Annotated in this window: 17 protein-coding genes; 11 read left to right on the top strand and 6 right to left on the bottom strand. The window is 69.2% G+C overall.

All coding sequences use genetic code 11. The annotated features are described in order from the left end of the window. Positions 1-256: 256 nt before the first annotated feature. Genes N7L95_RS03835 through N7L95_RS03825 form a run of 3 tightly spaced genes read right to left on the bottom strand, consistent with a single transcriptional unit; the run spans position 257 to position 4,488 of the window. The gene (locus N7L95_RS03835) at positions 257-1,705 is read right to left on the bottom strand and encodes an HlyD family type I secretion periplasmic adaptor subunit (protein WP_301258499.1); all 1,449 of its coding nucleotides are present in this window, start codon (positions 1,703-1,705) and stop codon (positions 257-259) included. Continuing rightward, positions 1,702-3,894: a type I secretion system permease/ATPase gene (locus N7L95_RS03830; protein ID WP_301258498.1), complete on the bottom strand. Its 2,193-nt coding sequence runs from the start codon at positions 3,892-3,894 to the stop codon at positions 1,702-1,704. The genes N7L95_RS03835 and N7L95_RS03830 overlap by 4 nt, the downstream gene beginning before the upstream one ends. Before the next feature lie 48 nt (positions 3,895-3,942). After that, positions 3,943-4,488 carry an NUDIX hydrolase gene (locus tag N7L95_RS03825; RefSeq protein ID WP_301258497.1) on the bottom strand — a complete coding sequence of 182 codons (546 nt, stop codon included), beginning with the start codon at positions 4,486-4,488 and terminating at the stop codon, positions 3,943-3,945. A 90-nt stretch (positions 4,489-4,578) separates the two neighbouring features. On the opposite strand from N7L95_RS03825, the gene N7L95_RS03820 reads away from it, so the two are divergent. Next, positions 4,579-5,277 (top strand): fumarylacetoacetate hydrolase family protein, encoded by a 699-nt coding sequence (locus tag N7L95_RS03820; RefSeq protein ID WP_301258496.1) that lies wholly within the window; start codon positions 4,579-4,581, stop codon positions 5,275-5,277. Here N7L95_RS03820 and N7L95_RS03815 read toward each other — a convergent pair. After that, entirely contained in the window at positions 5,246-5,818 is a 573-nt protein-coding gene (locus tag N7L95_RS03815) for a chorismate--pyruvate lyase family protein (protein WP_301258495.1), read from the bottom strand. The genes N7L95_RS03820 and N7L95_RS03815 overlap by 32 nt on opposite strands. Positions 5,819-5,913: 95 nt before the next feature. On the opposite strand from N7L95_RS03815, the gene maiA reads away from it, so the two are divergent. Continuing rightward, the gene (gene maiA, locus N7L95_RS03810) at positions 5,914-6,555 is read left to right on the top strand and encodes a maleylacetoacetate isomerase (protein WP_301260059.1); all 642 of its coding nucleotides are present in this window, start codon (positions 5,914-5,916) and stop codon (positions 6,553-6,555) included. 80 nt (positions 6,556-6,635) lie between these two features. Beyond that, on the top strand, positions 6,636-7,391 hold the full coding sequence (gene pgeF / locus N7L95_RS03805; RefSeq protein WP_301258494.1) for a peptidoglycan editing factor PgeF: 756 nt from the start codon (positions 6,636-6,638) through the stop codon (positions 7,389-7,391). Here pgeF and N7L95_RS03800 read toward each other — a convergent pair. Next, positions 7,311-7,607, bottom strand: a complete 297-nt coding sequence (locus N7L95_RS03800) for a hypothetical protein (protein WP_301258493.1) — start codon at positions 7,605-7,607, stop codon at positions 7,311-7,313. The two genes, pgeF and N7L95_RS03800, sit on opposite strands and share 81 nt — an antisense overlap. A 181-nt stretch (positions 7,608-7,788) precedes the next feature. Between N7L95_RS03800 and phaC the strand changes: the two genes are divergently transcribed. The 3 genes from phaC to phbB all read left to right on the top strand — a co-directional run bounded on the left by phaC (position 7,789) and on the right by phbB (position 11,594). Further along, the gene (gene phaC, locus N7L95_RS03795; protein ID WP_435870085.1) at positions 7,789-9,501 is read left to right on the top strand and encodes a class I poly(R)-hydroxyalkanoic acid synthase; all 1,713 of its coding nucleotides are present in this window, start codon (positions 7,789-7,791) and stop codon (positions 9,499-9,501) included. Between the two features lie 67 nt (positions 9,502-9,568). After that, positions 9,569-10,750 carry an acetyl-CoA C-acetyltransferase gene (locus N7L95_RS03790; protein ID WP_301258491.1) on the top strand — a complete coding sequence of 394 codons (1,182 nt, stop codon included), beginning with the start codon at positions 9,569-9,571 and terminating at the stop codon, positions 10,748-10,750. A 106-nt stretch (positions 10,751-10,856) separates the two neighbouring features. Continuing rightward, a complete protein-coding gene (gene phbB / locus N7L95_RS03785; protein WP_301258490.1) occupies positions 10,857-11,594 on the top strand; it encodes an acetoacetyl-CoA reductase in 738 nt (245 codons plus the stop codon). 154 nt (positions 11,595-11,748) lie between these two features. On the opposite strand, the gene N7L95_RS03780 is transcribed toward phbB, so the two are convergent. After that, positions 11,749-12,405, bottom strand: a complete 657-nt coding sequence (locus tag N7L95_RS03780) for an arylesterase (protein WP_301258489.1) — start codon at positions 12,403-12,405, stop codon at positions 11,749-11,751. On the opposite strand from N7L95_RS03780, the gene N7L95_RS03775 reads away from it, so the two are divergent. The 5 genes from N7L95_RS03775 to N7L95_RS03755 all read left to right on the top strand — a co-directional run bounded on the left by N7L95_RS03775 (position 12,404) and on the right by N7L95_RS03755 (position 16,722). Beyond that, positions 12,404-13,093 carry an ABC transporter ATP-binding protein gene (locus N7L95_RS03775; RefSeq protein WP_301258488.1) on the top strand — a complete coding sequence of 230 codons (690 nt, stop codon included), beginning with the start codon at positions 12,404-12,406 and terminating at the stop codon, positions 13,091-13,093. The genes N7L95_RS03780 and N7L95_RS03775 overlap by 2 nt on opposite strands. Before the next feature lie 19 nt (positions 13,094-13,112). Beyond that, on the top strand, positions 13,113-13,844 hold the full coding sequence (gene rlmB, locus N7L95_RS03770; protein WP_301258487.1) for a 23S rRNA (guanosine(2251)-2'-O)-methyltransferase RlmB: 732 nt from the start codon (positions 13,113-13,115) through the stop codon (positions 13,842-13,844). A 10-nt stretch (positions 13,845-13,854) separates the two neighbouring features. Beyond that, the gene (locus N7L95_RS03765; RefSeq protein ID WP_301258486.1) at positions 13,855-14,601 is read left to right on the top strand and encodes an SIR2 family NAD-dependent protein deacylase; all 747 of its coding nucleotides are present in this window, start codon (positions 13,855-13,857) and stop codon (positions 14,599-14,601) included. Between the two features lie 79 nt (positions 14,602-14,680). Further along, positions 14,681-15,313: a uracil phosphoribosyltransferase gene (gene upp / locus N7L95_RS03760; protein WP_301258485.1), complete on the top strand. Its 633-nt coding sequence runs from the start codon at positions 14,681-14,683 to the stop codon at positions 15,311-15,313. Between the two features lie 194 nt (positions 15,314-15,507). Further along, on the top strand, positions 15,508-16,722 hold the full coding sequence (locus N7L95_RS03755) for a glycerophosphodiester phosphodiesterase (RefSeq protein ID WP_301258484.1): 1,215 nt from the start codon (positions 15,508-15,510) through the stop codon (positions 16,720-16,722). Positions 16,723-16,804: the final 82 nt, after the last annotated feature.

Below are 16,804 nucleotides of genomic sequence, written 5' to 3'. Positions count from 1 at the left end.
GAGCGGTCCACTGCCGCCTTGCGGCTGGGCGCCGATGGACTCGCGCCGGGCCTGCGCACGCCACCGCGCAAGGGGCGCTGAGGCGGGCGGGGCGGTGGCAGCGACAATCCCCAACCCGCGCCGGGCGGGCGCAGCTGGTCTGCACACAGAAGCCGCTGCTGCGCGCGAATGTGCCAACAAGTTGGCAGCCGGGGCTGCACCAGGCGCCGCCGAACCCACGGAGACTGGCGCGCGGCGGCAGGGCGTCAGCGCCAGGCTACCGCTCGCTCAAGGCCACCGACTTGCCGCGCAGGATGGGCTTCAACAGGTAGGACAGCACCGTCTTGCGACCGGTCTGGATGTCCACCTCCGCCGTCATGCCGGGAATGATCGGCAGTTTCTCGTTGAAATTCGGCTTGTCTGTGCGCACCCGCACCACATAGAAGGCGTTGCCACGCTCGTCCACCACGGTGTCCGGGCTGATGTTCTCAACCCGGCCGTCGAGCCCGCCGTAGATCGAGAAGTCGTAGGCGGTCAGCTTCACCTTGGCCCGCTGGCCTGGATGGATGAAGGCAATGTCCTTCGGAAGCACCCGGGCCTCCAGTAGCAGGGCGTCGTCCAGCGGCACGATCTCCACGATGTCCTTGCCCGGCTGCACCACGCCGCCCACGGTGTTGGCCAGCAGGCGCTGCACCCGCCCGCGCACCGGCGAGCGCACCGCGGCTTTCTCGACCTTGTCGGCCAGTGCCACCGCGCCCTGGTTCAGGCCGTTGAGCTTGGCCATCACGTCCGACAACTCCTTGCGCGCGTCATTGCGGAAGGTGATCTCGGTTTCCTGGATCTTGCGCTGGGCCTCGCCGATCGCGGCCTGCACCCGGGCGATCTGGGCGCCCGACTGCTCCACCTCGCCCCGGAAGCGGATCACGTCGCGTTCCAGGCGCAGGATCTCCACCTCCGACACCGCCCCGGACGCCAGCAGTGGGCGGGTCTTGTTCAGCTCCTGCTGCGCCAGATCCAGGCTGCGCTCGGCCGAACCGCGCCGTGCCCGGGCCTCGCTCAGCTCCTGCTGCCGCTGCGCCAGCTGCTGGCGGCTGATCGAGAGCAGGGTGTCCAGCTCCGACACCCGCGACTCATAGAGCCGCCGCTCTTCCTCGATGGTGCGCAATTCGTCGGGCGACCCGTCCAGCGGCTTGGGCGGCACGAAGGGCGAGCCCTCGGCGAGCGCCTTCAGCCGGGCCGCGCGTGCCTGCAAGGCGCTGGTCTGCGACTGGCTCTCAGCCACGCCCGAGACGGCCCGCGTCTCGTCGATGCGCAGCAGCAACTGGTTCGGCTCCACCAGCTGGCCTTCGCGCACCAGGATCTCGGCCACCACGCCGCCGTCCAGCGACTGCAGCACCTGCAACTGCCGCGAGGGGATGACCTTGCCTTCGCCGCGCGTCATCTCGTCCACCTGGGCGAGCGCCGCCCAGACGATGAACAGCAGCACCACGATCACGGCCGCCCGCACGATGCGCTGGGCTCGCTGGGTGTCACGCCGCGCCATCACTTCGTCGGCCTCGAACTCGAAGCCACGGTAGGCGGCGCGCTCTTCCTCGGCTTCCAGGCTCACCTTGCCCAGCACCCGGTCGGCCAGGCCCGTGAGCACTCCGCCCAGCCGCCCGGCAAGACCGATGAGCCGCCCGCCGGCCGGCCCGGGGCGGGAGGAGGGCTGCGCCTTGTCCGTCATGCCGCCCTCGCGATCTTGCCGGTGGACAGCGCTTCCAGGATGCGGTCGCGCGGGCCGTCGGCCACGATCTTGCCGCCATCCACCACGATCACGCGGTTGACCAGCGACAGCAGCGAGGTGCGGTGCGTCACCAGCACCACCGTCTTGCCCTCGGCATACCGGGCCAGCCGCTGGTTGATGTGCGCTTCGGTCGAGAAGTCCATGGCGCTGGTCGGCTCGTCCAGCAACAGCAGCGGCGCGTTGTGCAGCACCGCCCGCGCGATGCCCACGCTCTGCCGCTGCCCGCCGGACAGTGATTCGCCGCGCTCGCCCACCATCATGTCGAAGCCGCGCGGATGGCGGTTGATGAATTCGCTCAGGCCGGCCACCTCGGCCGCCGCCACCACCGCGGAGTCGTCGGCGAAAGGCAGGCCGAAGGTGATGTTCTCGCGCAGCGTGCCGTAGAACAGCGTCACGTCCTGGGAAACGCAGCCCACGTTGGCTCGCACGTCGGCCGGGTCGAGCTGGCGCAGGTCGATGCCGTCGAGCAGCACCGACCCTTCGGTGGGCGCATAGAGGCCCAGGATCAGCTTCTCGATCGTGCTCTTGCCCGAGCCCACCTTGCCGATCAACGCCACCCGGTCGCCCGGGTTGATCTTGAAGCTGACGCCTTCCAGCGCCGCGTCCTGCCGGTTGGGGTAGGCAAAGCGCACGTTGCGAAACTCGATCTCGCCGCTGAATTCCTTGCGCTGCACGAAGGTGCTGCCCAGCGGCCGCTCCACCGGTTGCTCCATGATGCGGTCCAGCGACGCCATGGCGGTACGCACGCCCTGGTACTGCATCAGCAGCCCGATGATCTGGCTGGCCGGGGCCAGCGCACGGCCCGACAGCATGGTGCAGGCGATCAGCCCGCCCATGGTCAGCTGGCGTTCCGAGATCAGGTACACGCCGGCAAAGATCAGCACCACCGACACCAGCTGCTGCGCCGAGGCGGTGCTGTACATGGCCGCCGCCGACAAGCCGCGCATGCGCACGTTGATGCCCGCCAGGAAGGTGTTGGCCCGCTCCCACTTGCGCTGGATGACGCCCTCGGCGCCCTGCGACTTGATGGTCTCCAGCCCGGTCAGGCTCTCGATCAGGGTGGCGTTGCGCATCGCGCTGGCGCGGTAGGTCGTCTCGGACAGCGAATGCAGCCGGTGCTGCAGGATGTAGCCCGCCACCAGCACCAGCACGAAGACCGCCACCACCGGCAGCGCCAGCCAGGGCGAGATCCAGGCGATGGTGGCGATGAACAGCAGGGCAAACGGCAGGTCAATCAGCGCCGTGACGGTGGACGAGGCAATGAAGTCCCGCACCTGCTCGAAGCCGCGCAGGTTGGACGCGAAGGAGCCGACCGACTCGGGCCGGCTTTCCATGCGCAGGCCCAGCACGCGCTCCATCAAAGCGGCGGAAATCTGCACGTCGATGCGGGCACTGGCCTCGTCGACGAAGCGGCCGCGCAACAGCCGCATGGCCAGGTCGGCGCCGATGACCAGCACCACGCCGACGCCGAGGGCCCACAGCGTCTCGACCGCGTTGTTCGGCACCACCCGGTCGTAGACGTTCATCGAGAACAGCGGGAAGGCGAGGGCGAACACGTTCACGAGCAGGGCCGCCCACATCACGTCGCGGTAGATGAAGCGCTGCTCGCCAAAGGCACTCCAGAACCAGTGGCGGGCCCGCTCCTGGCGCACCTGCGGCGTGCGCTGGTCGAAGCGGAAATGCGGCCGCACGAACAGCGCCAGCCCGGCATGTCGGCGCGCCAGCTCCTCCCGGCCCAGCGTCACGGAACCCTGGCCGCCCGCCGGCAACAGCACCCGCGCCGCGCCGTCGGGGCCGTCCCAGCCCAGCAGCACGCAGGCTTCGTCGTCATGCAGGATCAGGATGGCCGGCAGCAGTGCCGGGTCGATCTTGTCGAGCGCGCAGCGCTGCAGCTTGCACGCCATGCCCGCGCGCGCCGCAGCGCGCTCGGCCAGGCCCAGCGTGAGCCGCCCCTTCACCAGCGGCAGTCCGGCCGACAGCGAGGCCCGGGACGCTGAGTGCCCATGCAGCCGGCACACCTCCATCAGGCAGTCGAGCAGGGGATCGGGGTGGATCAGGTCTTCACGCTGCCGCGCGGCCGTGCCCGGCGGACGCTCGGGGACGGCAGGGGACGCTGGGTTGGACTGCATGAGGCGGAGTGTGGCCGAAGGCCCGTGCGAAGGATGTCGGAGGAACTCCTAGGCGATATCGGCAGTGTGGATCGGAAATTGACCCCTCGCCCTGTCGGCAAAATACAGCCTCAGCGTCTCGCGCACGGTGTTGAAGGCCAGCTCGTCCCAGGGCACCTCGTCCTCGGTGAACAGGCGGGCCTCGATCGTCTCGGGCCCGGGGTTGAAGTGGGTGTTGAGCAGCCGGGCGCGGTAGAACAGGTGGACCTGGCCGACCCGCACCACGTTCATCAGCGCGAACAGGCCCTCGAGCTCGATGCTGGCGCCGGCCTCTTCCTCGGTCTCGCGCAGCGCGCCCTGCTCGGTGGTCTCGCCAAGCTCCATGAAGCCGGCGGGCAAGGTCCACAGCCCGTACCGCGGCTCGATGTTGCGGCGACACAGCAGCACCTGGTCCTGCCATACCGGCACGGTGCCCACCACATTCAGCGGGTTCTCATAGTGGATGGTGGCGCAGGAGGTGCAGACCGCCCGGTCGCGGTTGTCGTCCGCCGGCACGGTGTACTGGACGGCCGCGCCGCAGGCTCGGCAATGCTTGATTTGTCGGGCGTGGAGCATGGCGGGCAGTGTAGCGTGAGGCGCCCCGCATCAAGGCTCGCGCAAGGTTGGGGCGGTAGCATGGACGGGTCTGCTGATCAGGAGAAACCCTTGGATGACGTCATTCCGGCGCCCCTGGTGCCCCGTGTCCCGGTGGCTGGCGGTGCCGGCGCCTTCCCGGTGCACCGCATCTACTGCGTGGGCCGCAACTATGTCGAGCATGCGATCGAGATGGGCCACACCGGTCGCGAGGCGCCGTTTTTCTTCATGAAGCCGGCCGACGCGGTGCTGGTGGTGGCCGACGGCCAGGCCGGCGAGCTGCCGTACCCGCCGCTCACCAGCAACCTGCACCACGAACTGGAGCTGGTGGTGGCCATCGGCAAGGGCGGCCGCGACATTGCGCCGGCCGACGCACTGGCCCATGTGTGGGGCTATGCGGTGGGGCTGGATATGACGCGGCGCGACCTGCAGAACGAGATGAAGAAGCAGGGCCGGCCCTGGTGCATCGGCAAGGCCTTCGAGGCCTCCGCGCCGATCGGCCCGATCACGCCGGCGGCCGCCGTGCCGGGCATCCACGACGCGGCCATCGAGCTGCGGGTGAACGGCGAGCTGCGCCAGAGCAGCCGCACCGGCAAGCTCATCTGGAGCGTGGCCGAGGTCATTGCCCATCTGTCGGCCGCCTGGACCCTGGCACCCGGCGACCTGATCTTCTCCGGCACGCCGGAGGGCGTCGGCGCGGTGGTCGCCGGCGACCGGCTGGAGGGCCGCATCGACGGTCTCAGCCCGCTGCAGCTCCAGGTCGTCGCCTGAGCGGCGCGCGCCGCTCGGCCAGCCGCGGCGAGAACACCTCCATCAGCCACAGCGGCGCGCGCTGCTTGGTGAACAGCGAGCGGCGGGCCCACAGCCCGGCAGGGGGCAGCGGGCTGTCGGTGGCGGCTTGCCAGGCGGCGGCAATGTGCCGCCGCAGCGGCCCGCACCGCGGCACCCGGGCATAGGCCAGCGGCGAACGGGCGATGTGCGGCTGCTGAAACAGCAGCTGGGCCAGCGGCCGGCTGCCCAGCCCGGCCAGCGCGCGCCACGGGCCGTGCACCCGGTGCGCGGCCACCACGCTGCGGGCATAGACGACCGGCTCGGCATCGCAACGCAGCACCACTTCTCGCGCATGCGCGCGGCGCTGGCGCTCGCGGCGCAGCGCGTGCGCCTCGTCGCGCCGCATCGGGCTCGCGCCCTGGTGCAGGCGTTGCACCGTCACCTGCCGGCAGGCGCGCTGCAGGTGGGCGGTCAGCGAGCCGCCGGCCGTGACCCAGCGGCGCAGGCGCCGGTCCAGGGGCGGATGGGGAAGCCAATGCACGATGGCCAGAGGTCCTTGGTACAGACAGGGGCGCCATCATAACGATGGGGTCGCACATCGAAACGACATGCAGTCTGGCTACACTGCCGCGCATGATGAAGCTTCATAACTACTTTCGCAGTTCCGCTTCCTTCCGCGTGCGCATCGCGCTGCAGCTCAAGCACCTGAGCTATGACTACCTGCCGGTCCATCTGGCGAAGGGCGAGCAGCTGCAGCCGGCCTTTGCCGCCTTGTCGCCGGAGCGGCTGGTGCCCGTGCTCGAGCATGAAGGCAAGGTGCTGACGCAATCGCTGGCCATCATCGAATACCTCGACGAGGTGCATCCCGAGCCCCGGCTGTTGCCGGCCGCGCCGGCCGAGCGGGCCAGGGTGCGGGCACTGGCGCTGGACATCGCCTGTGAGATCCATCCGCTGAACAACCTGCGGGTGCTGAAGTACCTGACGCAGGACCTCGGCCTGTCGGAAGAGCAGAAGAACGGCTGGTACCGACACTGGGTGGAATCCGGCCTCGAGGCGGTGGAGCGCCAGCTGGCTGGCCACCCGGCCACCGGCCCCTATTGCCATGGCGATACGCCCACGCTGGCCGATTGCGTGCTGGTGCCTCAGATCTTCAATGCACAGCGGTTCGACTGCCGCCTCGACCACGTGCCCACCGTCATGAAGGTGTTCGACCACTGCATGCAGCAGCCGGCCTTCATCGAGGCCCAGCCCTCGAACTGCCCGGACGCGCCGGCGTGAGCCACGGCGCCGGCCTCCCGTCGGCGGCGGCCGGCTGGCTGCGGCCCGAGTGGCCCGCTCCGGCCGGCGTGGGCGCTGTCATGTCCACCCGCACCGGCGGCTGCAGTGCGGCACCCTATGACAGCATGAACCTCGGCAGCCATGTCGGCGATGGACCCGCCGACGTGGCCCGCAACCGCGACCGCTTCGCTGCCGTGCTCGGCGCGCGGCCGGTGTTCCTGAACCAGGTGCACGGCACCCGGGTGGTTCGCCTGCAGGCGGCCGACGCCGCTGCCTCCGCCGCCACGATCGATGCCGACGCTGCCTTCACCACCGAAGCCGGCCTGGCCTGCACCGTGATGGTGGCCGACTGTCTGCCGGTGCTGTTCGCGGCGCCGGGCGGCCGCGGGGTGGCCGCCGCGCATGCCGGCTGGCGCGGGCTGGCCGGCGGGGTGCTGGAGGCGACGATTGCCGCCCTCTGCCAGGCCGCAGCCTGCCGCCCTGGCGAGCTGGTTGCCTGGTTGGGTGCGTGCATCGGCCCGCGGCATTTCGAGGTGGGCGACGACGTGCGCACCGCTTTCCTCGGCGAGGCCGTCGCGCCCCTTGGGTGCGAAGTGCCGCAAGCCGCCGGGGAGGGGGGCGCTGCGTCGCGCTTCACCGCGGGGGGGCGTCCCGGCAAGTGGCTGGCCGACCTGGCCGGGCTGGCCCGTGACCGCCTCGCTGTCGCCGGCGTGCAGCAGGTCAGTGGCGGCCACTGGTGCACGGTGGAGGAGGGCTCACGCTTCTTCTCGTTCCGGCGCGACCGGGTCACCGGGCGCATGGCCGCGGCCGTCTGGATCGGAGGCAGCCCCGGATGACGCCGCCCGCGCCGCGTCACGCGCCTCGCGTTCAGCCTGCAGGCGCTCCTTGCGGCGCTGCGGCGTGCCCAGCAGGTAGGTCACGAGCGCCACTGGGCCCACGCCATACAGCAGGAAGGTGAAGATCGCCCCGAGCACCGTGCCCTGCGTGCTGGTCGCTTCCGCGATCGACATCATCAGGACGACATACAGCCAGGTGATAGGAATCAGATACATCAAAAGCACCGCGCAGCGGCCTGCTGGTTTCGGCAGACTGGGTTGACACGCCCCAGGGAGGCGACACGATTATGAAGCCGCCGCGCCCGATTGCCGGGCCACGGTGTACAAACTGGGCGTGAGCCGCCCGATTCCAGCCATCCCCATTCCCGAGGAGACGATGAAGCAAAGCGCAAGCCCCATGCAGCCCGCCACATCCCCCTTTGGCGGGCCTTTCGGCGCCCTGTTCGGCACGCCACCCGGCGGCTTCGGTGCCGGCAGCCTGGCCACCCCCTTCGGGGAGGCCTTCGCCGCCCTGGGCCAGCTGAAACTGCCGCTGAACGGCTGGGCCGAGCTGCAGGCCGACTACCTGCGGGAGGCGGCGCGGATCTGGAACGACGCCGTGGCCCAGCCCGGCGCCTCGCCCCAGCCGTTGCGGGACCGGCGCTTCGCCGCCGCCGACTGGTCGGGCAGCCCTGGCGCGGCCTATGTCGCCGCGATGTACCTCCTCAATGCCCGCACCCTGCTCAAGCTGGCCGACAGTGTCGAAGCCGACGAGAAGACGCGCCAGCGCGTGCGCTTCGCGGTGCAGCAGTGGATCGACGCTTCGGCGCCCAGCAATTTCCTGGCCTTCAACCCCGAGGCGCAGCGCAAGGCGCTGGAAACCGGCGGCGAGAGCATCGCCCAGGGGCTGCGCCACCTGCTGCAGGACCTGAAGCAAGGCCATTTGTCGCAGACCGACGAGAGCGTCTTCGAGGTGGGACGCAACGTCGCCACCACCGAGGGCAGCGTGGTGTTCGAGAACGAGCTGTTCCAGCTGATCGAATACAAGCCGCTCACCGCCGAGGTCCACGAGCGGCCGTTGCTCATCGTGCCGCCGTGCATCAACAAGTACTACATCCTCGACCTGCAGCCGGACAATTCGCTGGTGCGCTATGCCGCCGAGCAGGGCCTGCGGGTCTTCCTGATGAGCTGGCGCAATGCCGACGAGAGCATGGCCCACCTCGGCTGGGACGACTACATCGAGCAGGGCGTGATCCAGGCCATCCACCTGGCGCAGGAGATCAGCGGCAGTGAACGCATCAACACCCTCGGCTTCTGCATCGGCGGCACCCTGCTCGGCACCGCACTGGCCGTGCTCGACGCACGAGGCGAGAAGGCCGCCAGCAGCATGACGCTGCTGACTGCCTTCCTGGACTTTGCCAACACCGGCGTGCTGGACCTGTTCATCGACGAGGCCGGCGTGCAGGTGCGCGAGCGGTCCATCGGCGCGCAGAGCCCCACGGGCGGCGGCCTGCTGCGAGGCCAGGAGCTGGCTGCCACGTTCTCCTTCCTGCGCCCCAACGACCTGGTGTGGAACTATGTCGTCGGCAACTACCTGAAGGGAGAGACGCCACCGCCTTTCGACCTGCTGTACTGGAACTCCGACAGCACCAACCTGCCGGGGCCCATGTACTGCTGGTATCTGCGCAACGCCTACCTCGAAAACCGGCTGCGCGAGCCCGGACGGCTGCAGGTCTGCGGCGTGCCGCTGGACCTGGGCCGCATCGACGCACCGGCCTTCGTCTACGGCTCGCGTGAAGACCACATCGTGCCGTGGGACGGCGCCTATGCCGCCACCCGGCTGCTCAAGGGAGACCGCCGCTTTGTGCTGGGCGCCTCCGGCCACATTGCCGGCGTCATCAACCACCCTGCCAAGAAGAAGCGCAGCTACTGGAGCAACGACCAGCTGCCGGACCAGTCCGCCGACTGGCTGGCCGGCGCCACCGAGCATCCTGGCAGCTGGTGGACGATGTGGGCGGACTGGATCCGCCCGCACTCTGGCAAGCTAGTTGCAGCCCCCCGCGCCCAGGGCAATGCGAATCATCCACCGATCGAAGCCGCGCCCGGCCGCTACGTCAAACAGAAAGCCTGACCGCGGCCGGCCGGCGCCCCGGCGGGCGCCGCGCGATCGCCAACCGACTCACCAAGGAGCCCAAGCCATGACAACCGATATCGTGATCGTTTCCGCTGCCCGTACCGCCGTTGGCAAGTTCGGCGGAGCGCTGTCCAAGACGCCGGCCGCCGAGCTGGGTGCCACCGTCATCACCGAGGTGCTCAAGCGCGCCGGCCTGCAGGGCGAGCAGGTCGACGACGTGATCCTCGGCCAGGTGCTGCAAGCGGGCTGCGGGCAGAACCCGGCGCGTCAAGCTGTGATTAGAGCCGGCTTGCCGCACAGCGTGCCTGCGATGACCATCAACAAGGTCTGCGGTTCCGGCCTGAAAGCCGTGATGCTCGCAGCGCAGGCCATCCGCGACGGCGATTCCGACATCGTCATCGCCGGGGGCCAGGAGAACATGAGCCTGTCGCCTCACGTGCTGCTCAACTCCCGCGAGGGCCAGCGCATGGGTGACTGGAAGATGATCGATTCCATGATCACCGACGGTCTTTGGGACGTGTACAACCAGTACCACATGGGCATCACCGCCGAAAACGTGGCCAAGCAATATGGCATCACCCGGGAGCAGCAGGACGAGCTGGCCCTGGCCTCGCAGATGAAGGCCGCGGCCGCCCAGGAGGCCGGCCGCTTCAAGGACGAGATCGTGCCGGTCACCATCCCTCAGAAGAAGGGTGACCCGCTGCGCTTCGAGGCCGACGAATTCATCAACCGCAAGACCAACGCCGAAGCACTCGCAGGCCTGCGGCCGGCCTTTGACAAGGCGGGCAGCGTGACGGCCGGCAATGCCTCGGGCATCAACGACGGTGCGGCCGCGGTGGTGCTGATGACGGCGGCCAAGGCGCAGGCGCTGGGCCTGAAGCCGCTGGCTCGCATCGCGTCCTATGCAAGCGCAGGTGTGGACCCGGCCTACATGGGCATGGGCCCGGTGCCGGCGGCCCGCAAGGCGCTGCAGCGGGCCGGCTGGCAGGCGGCCGACCTCGACCTGCTGGAGATCAACGAAGCGTTCGCGGCCCAGGCCTGTGCAGTGCACAAGGAAATGGGCTGGGATACGAGCAAGGTCAACGTCAACGGCGGGGCCATCGCGATCGGCCACCCCATCGGCGCCTCGGGCTGCCGCATCCTGGTCACGCTGCTGCACGAGATGCAGCGCCGCGATGCCAAGAAGGGCATTGCCTCTCTGTGCATCGGTGGTGGCATGGGCGTCGCACTGACCGTCGAGCGTTGAACCCCGACACAGACGCCGGAGCCAGGCAGGGAGAACACCGGTTGACCGGCCCCGCCCCCGGAGCGAGCCTGGCCCTCGGCACCCGCTTTTCACCAAGGAGTAGGACATGACTCAGAAGGTTGCTTACGTCACCGGCGGCATGGGTGGCATCGGCACCGCGATCTGCCAGCGCCTGCACAGGGATGGCTTCACCGTGATCGCCGGATGCGGCCCCAGCCGCGACTACGTGAAGTGGCTCGACCAGCAGAAGGAGCTCGGCTACAGCTTCCATGCCTCGGTCGGCAATGTGGCCGACTGGGAGTCCACGGTCGCCGCGTTTTCGAAGGCGCGCGCCGAGCATGGACCGATCGACGTGCTGGTCAACAACGCTGGCATCACCCGGGACCGCATGTTCCTGAAGATGAGCCGTGAGGACTGGGATGCGGTGATCGACACCAACCTCAACAGCATGTTCAACGTCACCAAGCAGGTGGTGGGCGACATGGTGGAGCGGGGCTGGGGCCGCATCGTGCAGATCTCCTCCGTCAATGGCGAGAAGGGCCAGGCCGGGCAGACCAACTATTCCGCCGCCAAGGCCGGCATGCACGGCTTCACCATGGCGCTGGCGCAGGAGCTGGCGGCCAGGGGTGTCACGGTCAACACCGTCAGCCCCGGCTATATCGGCACGGACATGGTGCGCGCCATCAAGCCCGAGGTGCTGGACAAGATCGTGGCCACCATCCCGGTCAAGCGGCTCGGCACGCCGGACGAGATCGCGTCCATCGTGTCCTGGGTGGTCTCGGAAGAGGCGGGTTTTGCCACCGGCGCCGATTTCTCGGTCAACGGTGGCCTGCACATGGGCTGACATCGGCTGGGGCGGCTGGCGGTCCGCCGCGAGGCAAGGCGGGCCGGTCTGCCTGCCGCGTCCTCACGCAAGGCCGTCTGCCCCAGCAGGGCAGGCGGCCTTCTTCGTCATGGGGCCTGGATCGGCAGCGCGACGGGCTGCGCCGGCGTGCTGCCTAAGGTTCCAGCAGGCGCTGCAGGGCCGGCCAGACGTTGTCCAACATCAAGGCCTGGGCGCGCTCATTGGGGTGGATGCGGTCCGCCTGGAACAGCTCGGTGCTGTTGGCGGCATCCCCCACACCTTTGAGAAAAAACGGCACCAGGGCCGCCTGCCGGGCCTGCGCCACCTTGGCATAGACCGCTGCGAAGCTCTCGGCATAGGCCCGGCCGTAGTTGGGCGGCATCTGCATGCCCAGCAGCAGCACCTTGGCGCCCGCCTCTTGTGCGTCGCGGGTCATTTCGCCGAGGTTGGCCTCGGTCATGCTCATCGGCAGGCCGCGCAGGGCGTCGTTGCCGCCGAGCTCGAGCACCACGTGCGTCGGCCGGTGCTGCTTCAGCAGGGCCGGCAGGCGGGAGCGGCCACCGGAGGTCGTGTCGCCACTGATGCTGGCGTTGATCACGCTGGCCTGCGGGCGGGCGGCCGCCAGCTGGCGCTCGAGCAGGGCCACCCAGCCTTTGCCGCGGGTCAGGCCATACTCGGCCGACAGGCTGTCGCCCACGACCAGCACCTTCACCGGGGCGGCGGCTCGTGCCCCTGCAGGGCTTTGCGCCAGCACCGCGCTGGCCAGGCCAAGCAGGATAAAGTGGCGGCGTTGCTGGAAGACTGGAACCATGAGTGAACCCATCATTGAGGTGGAGCGTGTCACCAAGCAGGTGCGCGACTCCACCGGTGTGCTGACGATTCTGCACGATATCGACTTCACGCTGGCCCGCAAGGAATCGGTGGCCATCGTCGGCGCCTCGGGCTCCGGCAAGTCCACCTTGCTCGGCATCATTGCCGGCCTGGACACGCCGAGCCAGGGCACGGTGCGCCTGGCCGGCCGCGACCTCTTCGCCATCGACGAGGACGCACGAGCCGCCTTGCGGGCCGAGCAGGTCGGCTTCGTGTTCCAGAGCTTCCAGCTGATGGGCAACCTTACCGCGCTGGAGAACGTCATGCTGCCGCTGGAGCTGCAAGGCCGGGCCGACGCTCGCAAGGCGGCGGCCGAGATGCTGCAGCGGGTCGGCCTGGGCGAGCGGCTGGGCCACTATCCGCGGGTGCTGTCCGGCGGCGAGCAGCAGCGGGTGGCTCTGGCCCGCGCTTTCGTCGTGCAGCCGGCGGTGCTGCTGGCCGACGAGCCGACCGGCAGCCTGGACTTTGCCACCGGCGAGAAGGTCATGCAGCTGATGTTCGACCTCAACCGGGAGCACGACACCACCTTGGTGCTGGTGACGCACGATCGCACCATCGCGGCGCGCTGCGACCGCCAGATCCGCATCGAAGCCGGGCGGGTCGCCGCAGCGGCTACCATCGCGGCATGAAATTGCCGAGTTCCCCCCGATGAGCGCCAAGGTCCTGTTTGGCTTCCATGCCGTCACCGTGCGGCTGAAGACTGCGCCCCAGTCCATCCATGAGATTTATGTCGACGCCGGCCGGCGCGACCAGCGCATGCGCCAGTTTGTCGCCCGTGCGCAGGAAGCCGGCGCCCGCCTGGTCGACAGCGACGACGACCGCCTGCACAAGCTGTGCGGCACGCACCGCCACCAGGGTGTGGTGGCCAAGGTCGAGCCGGTCGCGCAGGTCAAGTCGCTGGACGACCTGCTCGACAGCATCGAGGAGCCGCCCCTGCTGCTGGTGCTGGACGGCGTGACCGACCCCCACAACCTGGGCGCCTGCCTGCGCGTGGCCGACGGTGCCGGCGCCCATGCCGTGATCGCTCCCAAGGACCACGCCGTCGGCATCAACGCCACGGTGGCCAAGGTGGCCAGCGGTGCGGCCGAGACCATGCCCTACTTCATGGTGACCAACCTCGCCCGCACGCTGAAGGAACTGCAGGAGCGCAACATCTGGGTCATCGGCACCTCCGACGATGCACCCAAGACCCTCTACCAGGTGGAGTTGAAGGGGCCGGTCGCGCTGGTGCTCGGTGCCGAAGGCGCCGGCATGCGGCAACTCACCCGCAAGACCTGCGACGAGCTGGTGAGCCTGCCGATGCGCGGGGCGGTCGAGAGCTTGAACGTCTCGGTGGCCAGCGGCATCTGCCTGTACGAGGCGCTGCGCCAGCGTGCTTGAGGCCACGCCCATGTCCGCCCTGGAAACCGCCCGCGGCTGGCTGCAGCAGGCCCGCCGCCTGTGCGTGCTGACCGGCGCCGGCATGTCGGCCGAGAGCGGCGTGCCGACCTTTCGCGATGCGCTGGGCGGCCTGTGGGCTCGCTACGACCCGCAGCAGCTCGCCACCGAGGCGGGCTTTCGCGCTGACCCACAGCTGGTGTGGGACTGGTACGCCGCGCGCCGCGAAGGCGTGGCCCGTGCCGAGCCGAATGCCGGCCACCGCGCGCTGGCCGACTGGCAGGCCCGGCACCCCGGCCGCCTGAGCCTGGTGACCCAGAATGTGGACGACCTGCACCAGCGCGCTGGCAGCAGCGACGTCATCTGCCTGCACGGCGCGCTGTTCGCCAACCGCTGGCTGGACGCCTGCCGCCACCTGCCCGCCGGCGCCGAGGCGGAGGACACCCGGCGCGCGGAGCCCGGGCGTCCACCGCGCTGCGGCGTCTGCGGCAACCTGGTGCGGCCCGGGGTGGTGTGGTTCGGCGAGGCCTTGCCCGGCCAGGCGCTACAGGCGGCCGAGGATGCGGCCGGCGACTGTGACCTGATGCTGGTCGTCGGCACCGCCGGCGCCGTCTATCCCGCAGCGGGGCTGCCGGCGCTGGCACGCCAGGCGCAGGCCCGGGTGGTGATCATCAACCCCGCGCCGAGCGAGCTCGACGGACTGGCACACCTGGTGATCCGTGCGAAGGCCGCCGAGGCCTTGCCGCCGCTGCTCGCCTGATCAGGGCCTACACTGCCGGTATCCACCGATCCATTTCATTTGTTCTGCCGGGCCGCATCCGCGGACCGGCCCATGCACCATGCCTGTCATTGAAGTCAAGCACCCCCTCGTCAAGCACAAAGTCGGCCTGATGCGCGAGGCGGAGATGTCCACCAAGAAGTTTCGCGAGCTGACCGCCGAAGTGGCCCGCCTGCTGGCCTACGAGGCCACCGCCGACTTCCCGCTCGAAAAGACGCTGATCGACTGCTGGAGTGGTCCCACCCAGGTCGATCAGATCAAGGGCAAGAAGGTCACCGTGGTGCCGATCCTGCGCGCCGGCCTCGGCATGCTCGACGGTGTGCTCGACATGATCCCCAACGCCAAGATCAGCGTGGTCGGCCTGTCGCGCAACCACGATACCCTGCAGCCTGAGCATTACTTCGAGAACTTCGTCGGTGACCTGGGGGCCCGCACGGCCCTCATCATCGATCCGATGCTCGCCACGGCCGGCTCCATGATCGCGACGGTGGACCTGCTCAAGCGCAAGGGCTGCCAGGACATTCGCGCACTGGTCCTGGTGGCGGCGCCCGAGGGCGTGCGTGCGCTGGACCAGGCGCATCCGGACGTGCGCTGCTGGACCGCCGCCATCGACAGTCATCTGAACGAGCAGGGCTACATCATTCCGGGCCTGGGCGACGCCGGCGACAAGATCTTCGGCACCAAGCAGGAATGACTGCCGCCCGGCGCCGGCCGGTGCCCGGGCGCTGAAGCGGGTCCTGCACATCGCAAGAAACACCGGGCCGGCAGGCGCCCGACGGCGATCGCCCGGGCGGGCGGCAAGCCTTGTGCGCAGTGCGCGCGGTCAACACACTGTCACTATCCGCCGTCACACTACTGTCTCCAGGCAAAACCCAAGGAGACAACACAGTGCGCCAGCTCACGTTCGCCGCCGTCCTCGGCCTCACCACACTCACGCTGCTTGCCTGCGGCGGTGGTGGCAGCAGCGGTGACAAGGATCCCGGCACGCCCGTGCCCGGCATGCAGCCCCAGTCCTACCCCCTCGTCACCGGCCACCGCGGCGCAAGCGGCTACCTGCCCGAGCACACGCTGGAAGCCTATGCGAAGGCCATCGAGATGGGGGCCGACTTCATCGAGCCGGACCTGGTGTCCACCAAGGACGGTGTGCTGGTGGCCCGCCACGAGCCGAATATCACCGACACCACCGACGTGGCCGACCACCCGGAGTTCGCCGCGCGCAAGCGCACGGTGGCGGTGGACGGCGTCGACGTCACCGGCTGGTTCGTGAGCGACTTCAACTTGGCCGAGCTGCGCACGCTGCGCGCCCGCCAGGCCATGGCCGACCGCGACCAGAGCCACAACGACCTATATCGCATCCCCACCTTCGACGAAGTGATCGAGCTGGCGAAGGCCAAGGGCCGCGAGACCGGCCGCACCGTTGGCGTCTACCCGGAAACCAAGCACCCGACCTGGCACCAGCAGCAGGGCCTGCCGCTGGAAGACAAGCTGCTCGACTCGCTGCAGAAGGCCGGCTGGAACCATGGCGACGCGCCGGTGTTCATCCAGTCCTTCGAGCAGGGCAATCTGAAGGCGCTGCACGCGAAGACGAGCGTGAAGCTGGTGCAGCTGGTCGACGCCAACGACCAGAACCCCGACACCGGTGAGATGGACCTCAGTGCGCCTTACGACCGGCCTTATGACTGGACCGCCAGCGGCCGCACCGGCAGCCAGGACACCTTTGCCTGGCTGCTGACGGACCAGGGCCTGGACGAGGTGAAGACCTATGCCTACGCCATCGCGCCATGGAAGCGCTACCTGGTGAAGGTGCGCTCGACCCTCGACAGCCAGGGGCGCAAGGTGGACGTCAACGGGGATGGCCGCTACACCGATGCCGACTACACCGCGGTGGCCGACGACCGCATCGTCAAGGCGGCCAAGGCCCGCGGGCTGCAGGTGCACACCTGGACCTTCCGCAGCGAGCCTTACCGCCTGTCGGCGAGCTACCAGGGCGACCCGGCGGCCGAATACCGGCAGTTCTTCGAGCTGGGCGTGGACGCGGTGTTCAGCGATTTCCCGGACCAGGCGGTGAAGGCGCGCGATGCCTTTGTGGCCGGGCGACGCTGAGCTCCGGGTTTCCATGGGGCCGTGGTTCACACAGCTTTACACGGCCTGGCTTGAAACGCCGAGGCCGCCAGCAGATCCTAGT

It is taken from the genome of Eleftheria terrae (assembly GCF_030419005.1).
In the GTDB taxonomy this organism is placed as follows: domain Bacteria; phylum Pseudomonadota; class Gammaproteobacteria; order Burkholderiales; family Burkholderiaceae_C; genus Caldimonas; species Caldimonas terrae.
The sequence above is the reverse complement of the archived record's forward strand: the minus strand, read 5'-3'. Positions and strand labels throughout refer to the sequence as shown.

Bases quoted from the DNA above. Each gene is read 5' to 3' on its own strand.
- N7L95_RS03825 (WP_301258497.1), bottom strand. From the start codon at position 4,488: ATGCTCCACGCCCGACAAATCAAGCATTGCCGAGCCTGCGGCGCGGCC.
- N7L95_RS03800 (WP_301258493.1), bottom strand. From the start codon at position 7,607: ATGTATCTGATTCCTATCACCTGGCTGTATGTCGTCCTGATGATGTCG.
- N7L95_RS03775 (WP_301258488.1), top strand. From the start codon at position 12,404: ATGAGTGAACCCATCATTGAGGTGGAGCGTGTCACCAAGCAGGTGCGC.
- N7L95_RS03790 (WP_301258491.1), top strand. From the start codon at position 9,569: ATGACAACCGATATCGTGATCGTTTCCGCTGCCCGTACCGCCGTTGGC.
- N7L95_RS03830 (WP_301258498.1), bottom strand. From the start codon at position 3,894: ATGCAGTCCAACCCAGCGTCCCCTGCCGTCCCCGAGCGTCCGCCGGGC.
- upp (WP_301258485.1), top strand. From the start codon at position 14,681: ATGCCTGTCATTGAAGTCAAGCACCCCCTCGTCAAGCACAAAGTCGGC.
- pgeF (WP_301258494.1), top strand. From the start codon at position 6,636: ATGTCCACCCGCACCGGCGGCTGCAGTGCGGCACCCTATGACAGCATG.
- N7L95_RS03780 (WP_301258489.1), bottom strand. From the start codon at position 12,405: ATGGTTCCAGTCTTCCAGCAACGCCGCCACTTTATCCTGCTTGGCCTG.
- rlmB (WP_301258487.1), top strand. From the start codon at position 13,113: ATGAGCGCCAAGGTCCTGTTTGGCTTCCATGCCGTCACCGTGCGGCTG.
- phaC (WP_435870085.1), top strand. From the start codon at position 7,789: ATGCAGCCCGCCACATCCCCCTTTGGCGGGCCTTTCGGCGCCCTGTTC.
- phbB (WP_301258490.1), top strand. From the start codon at position 10,857: ATGACTCAGAAGGTTGCTTACGTCACCGGCGGCATGGGTGGCATCGGC.
- N7L95_RS03765 (WP_301258486.1), top strand. From the start codon at position 13,855: ATGTCCGCCCTGGAAACCGCCCGCGGCTGGCTGCAGCAGGCCCGCCGC.
- N7L95_RS03835 (WP_301258499.1), bottom strand. From the start codon at position 1,705: ATGACGGACAAGGCGCAGCCCTCCTCCCGCCCCGGGCCGGCCGGCGGG.
- maiA (WP_301260059.1), top strand. From the start codon at position 5,914: ATGAAGCTTCATAACTACTTTCGCAGTTCCGCTTCCTTCCGCGTGCGC.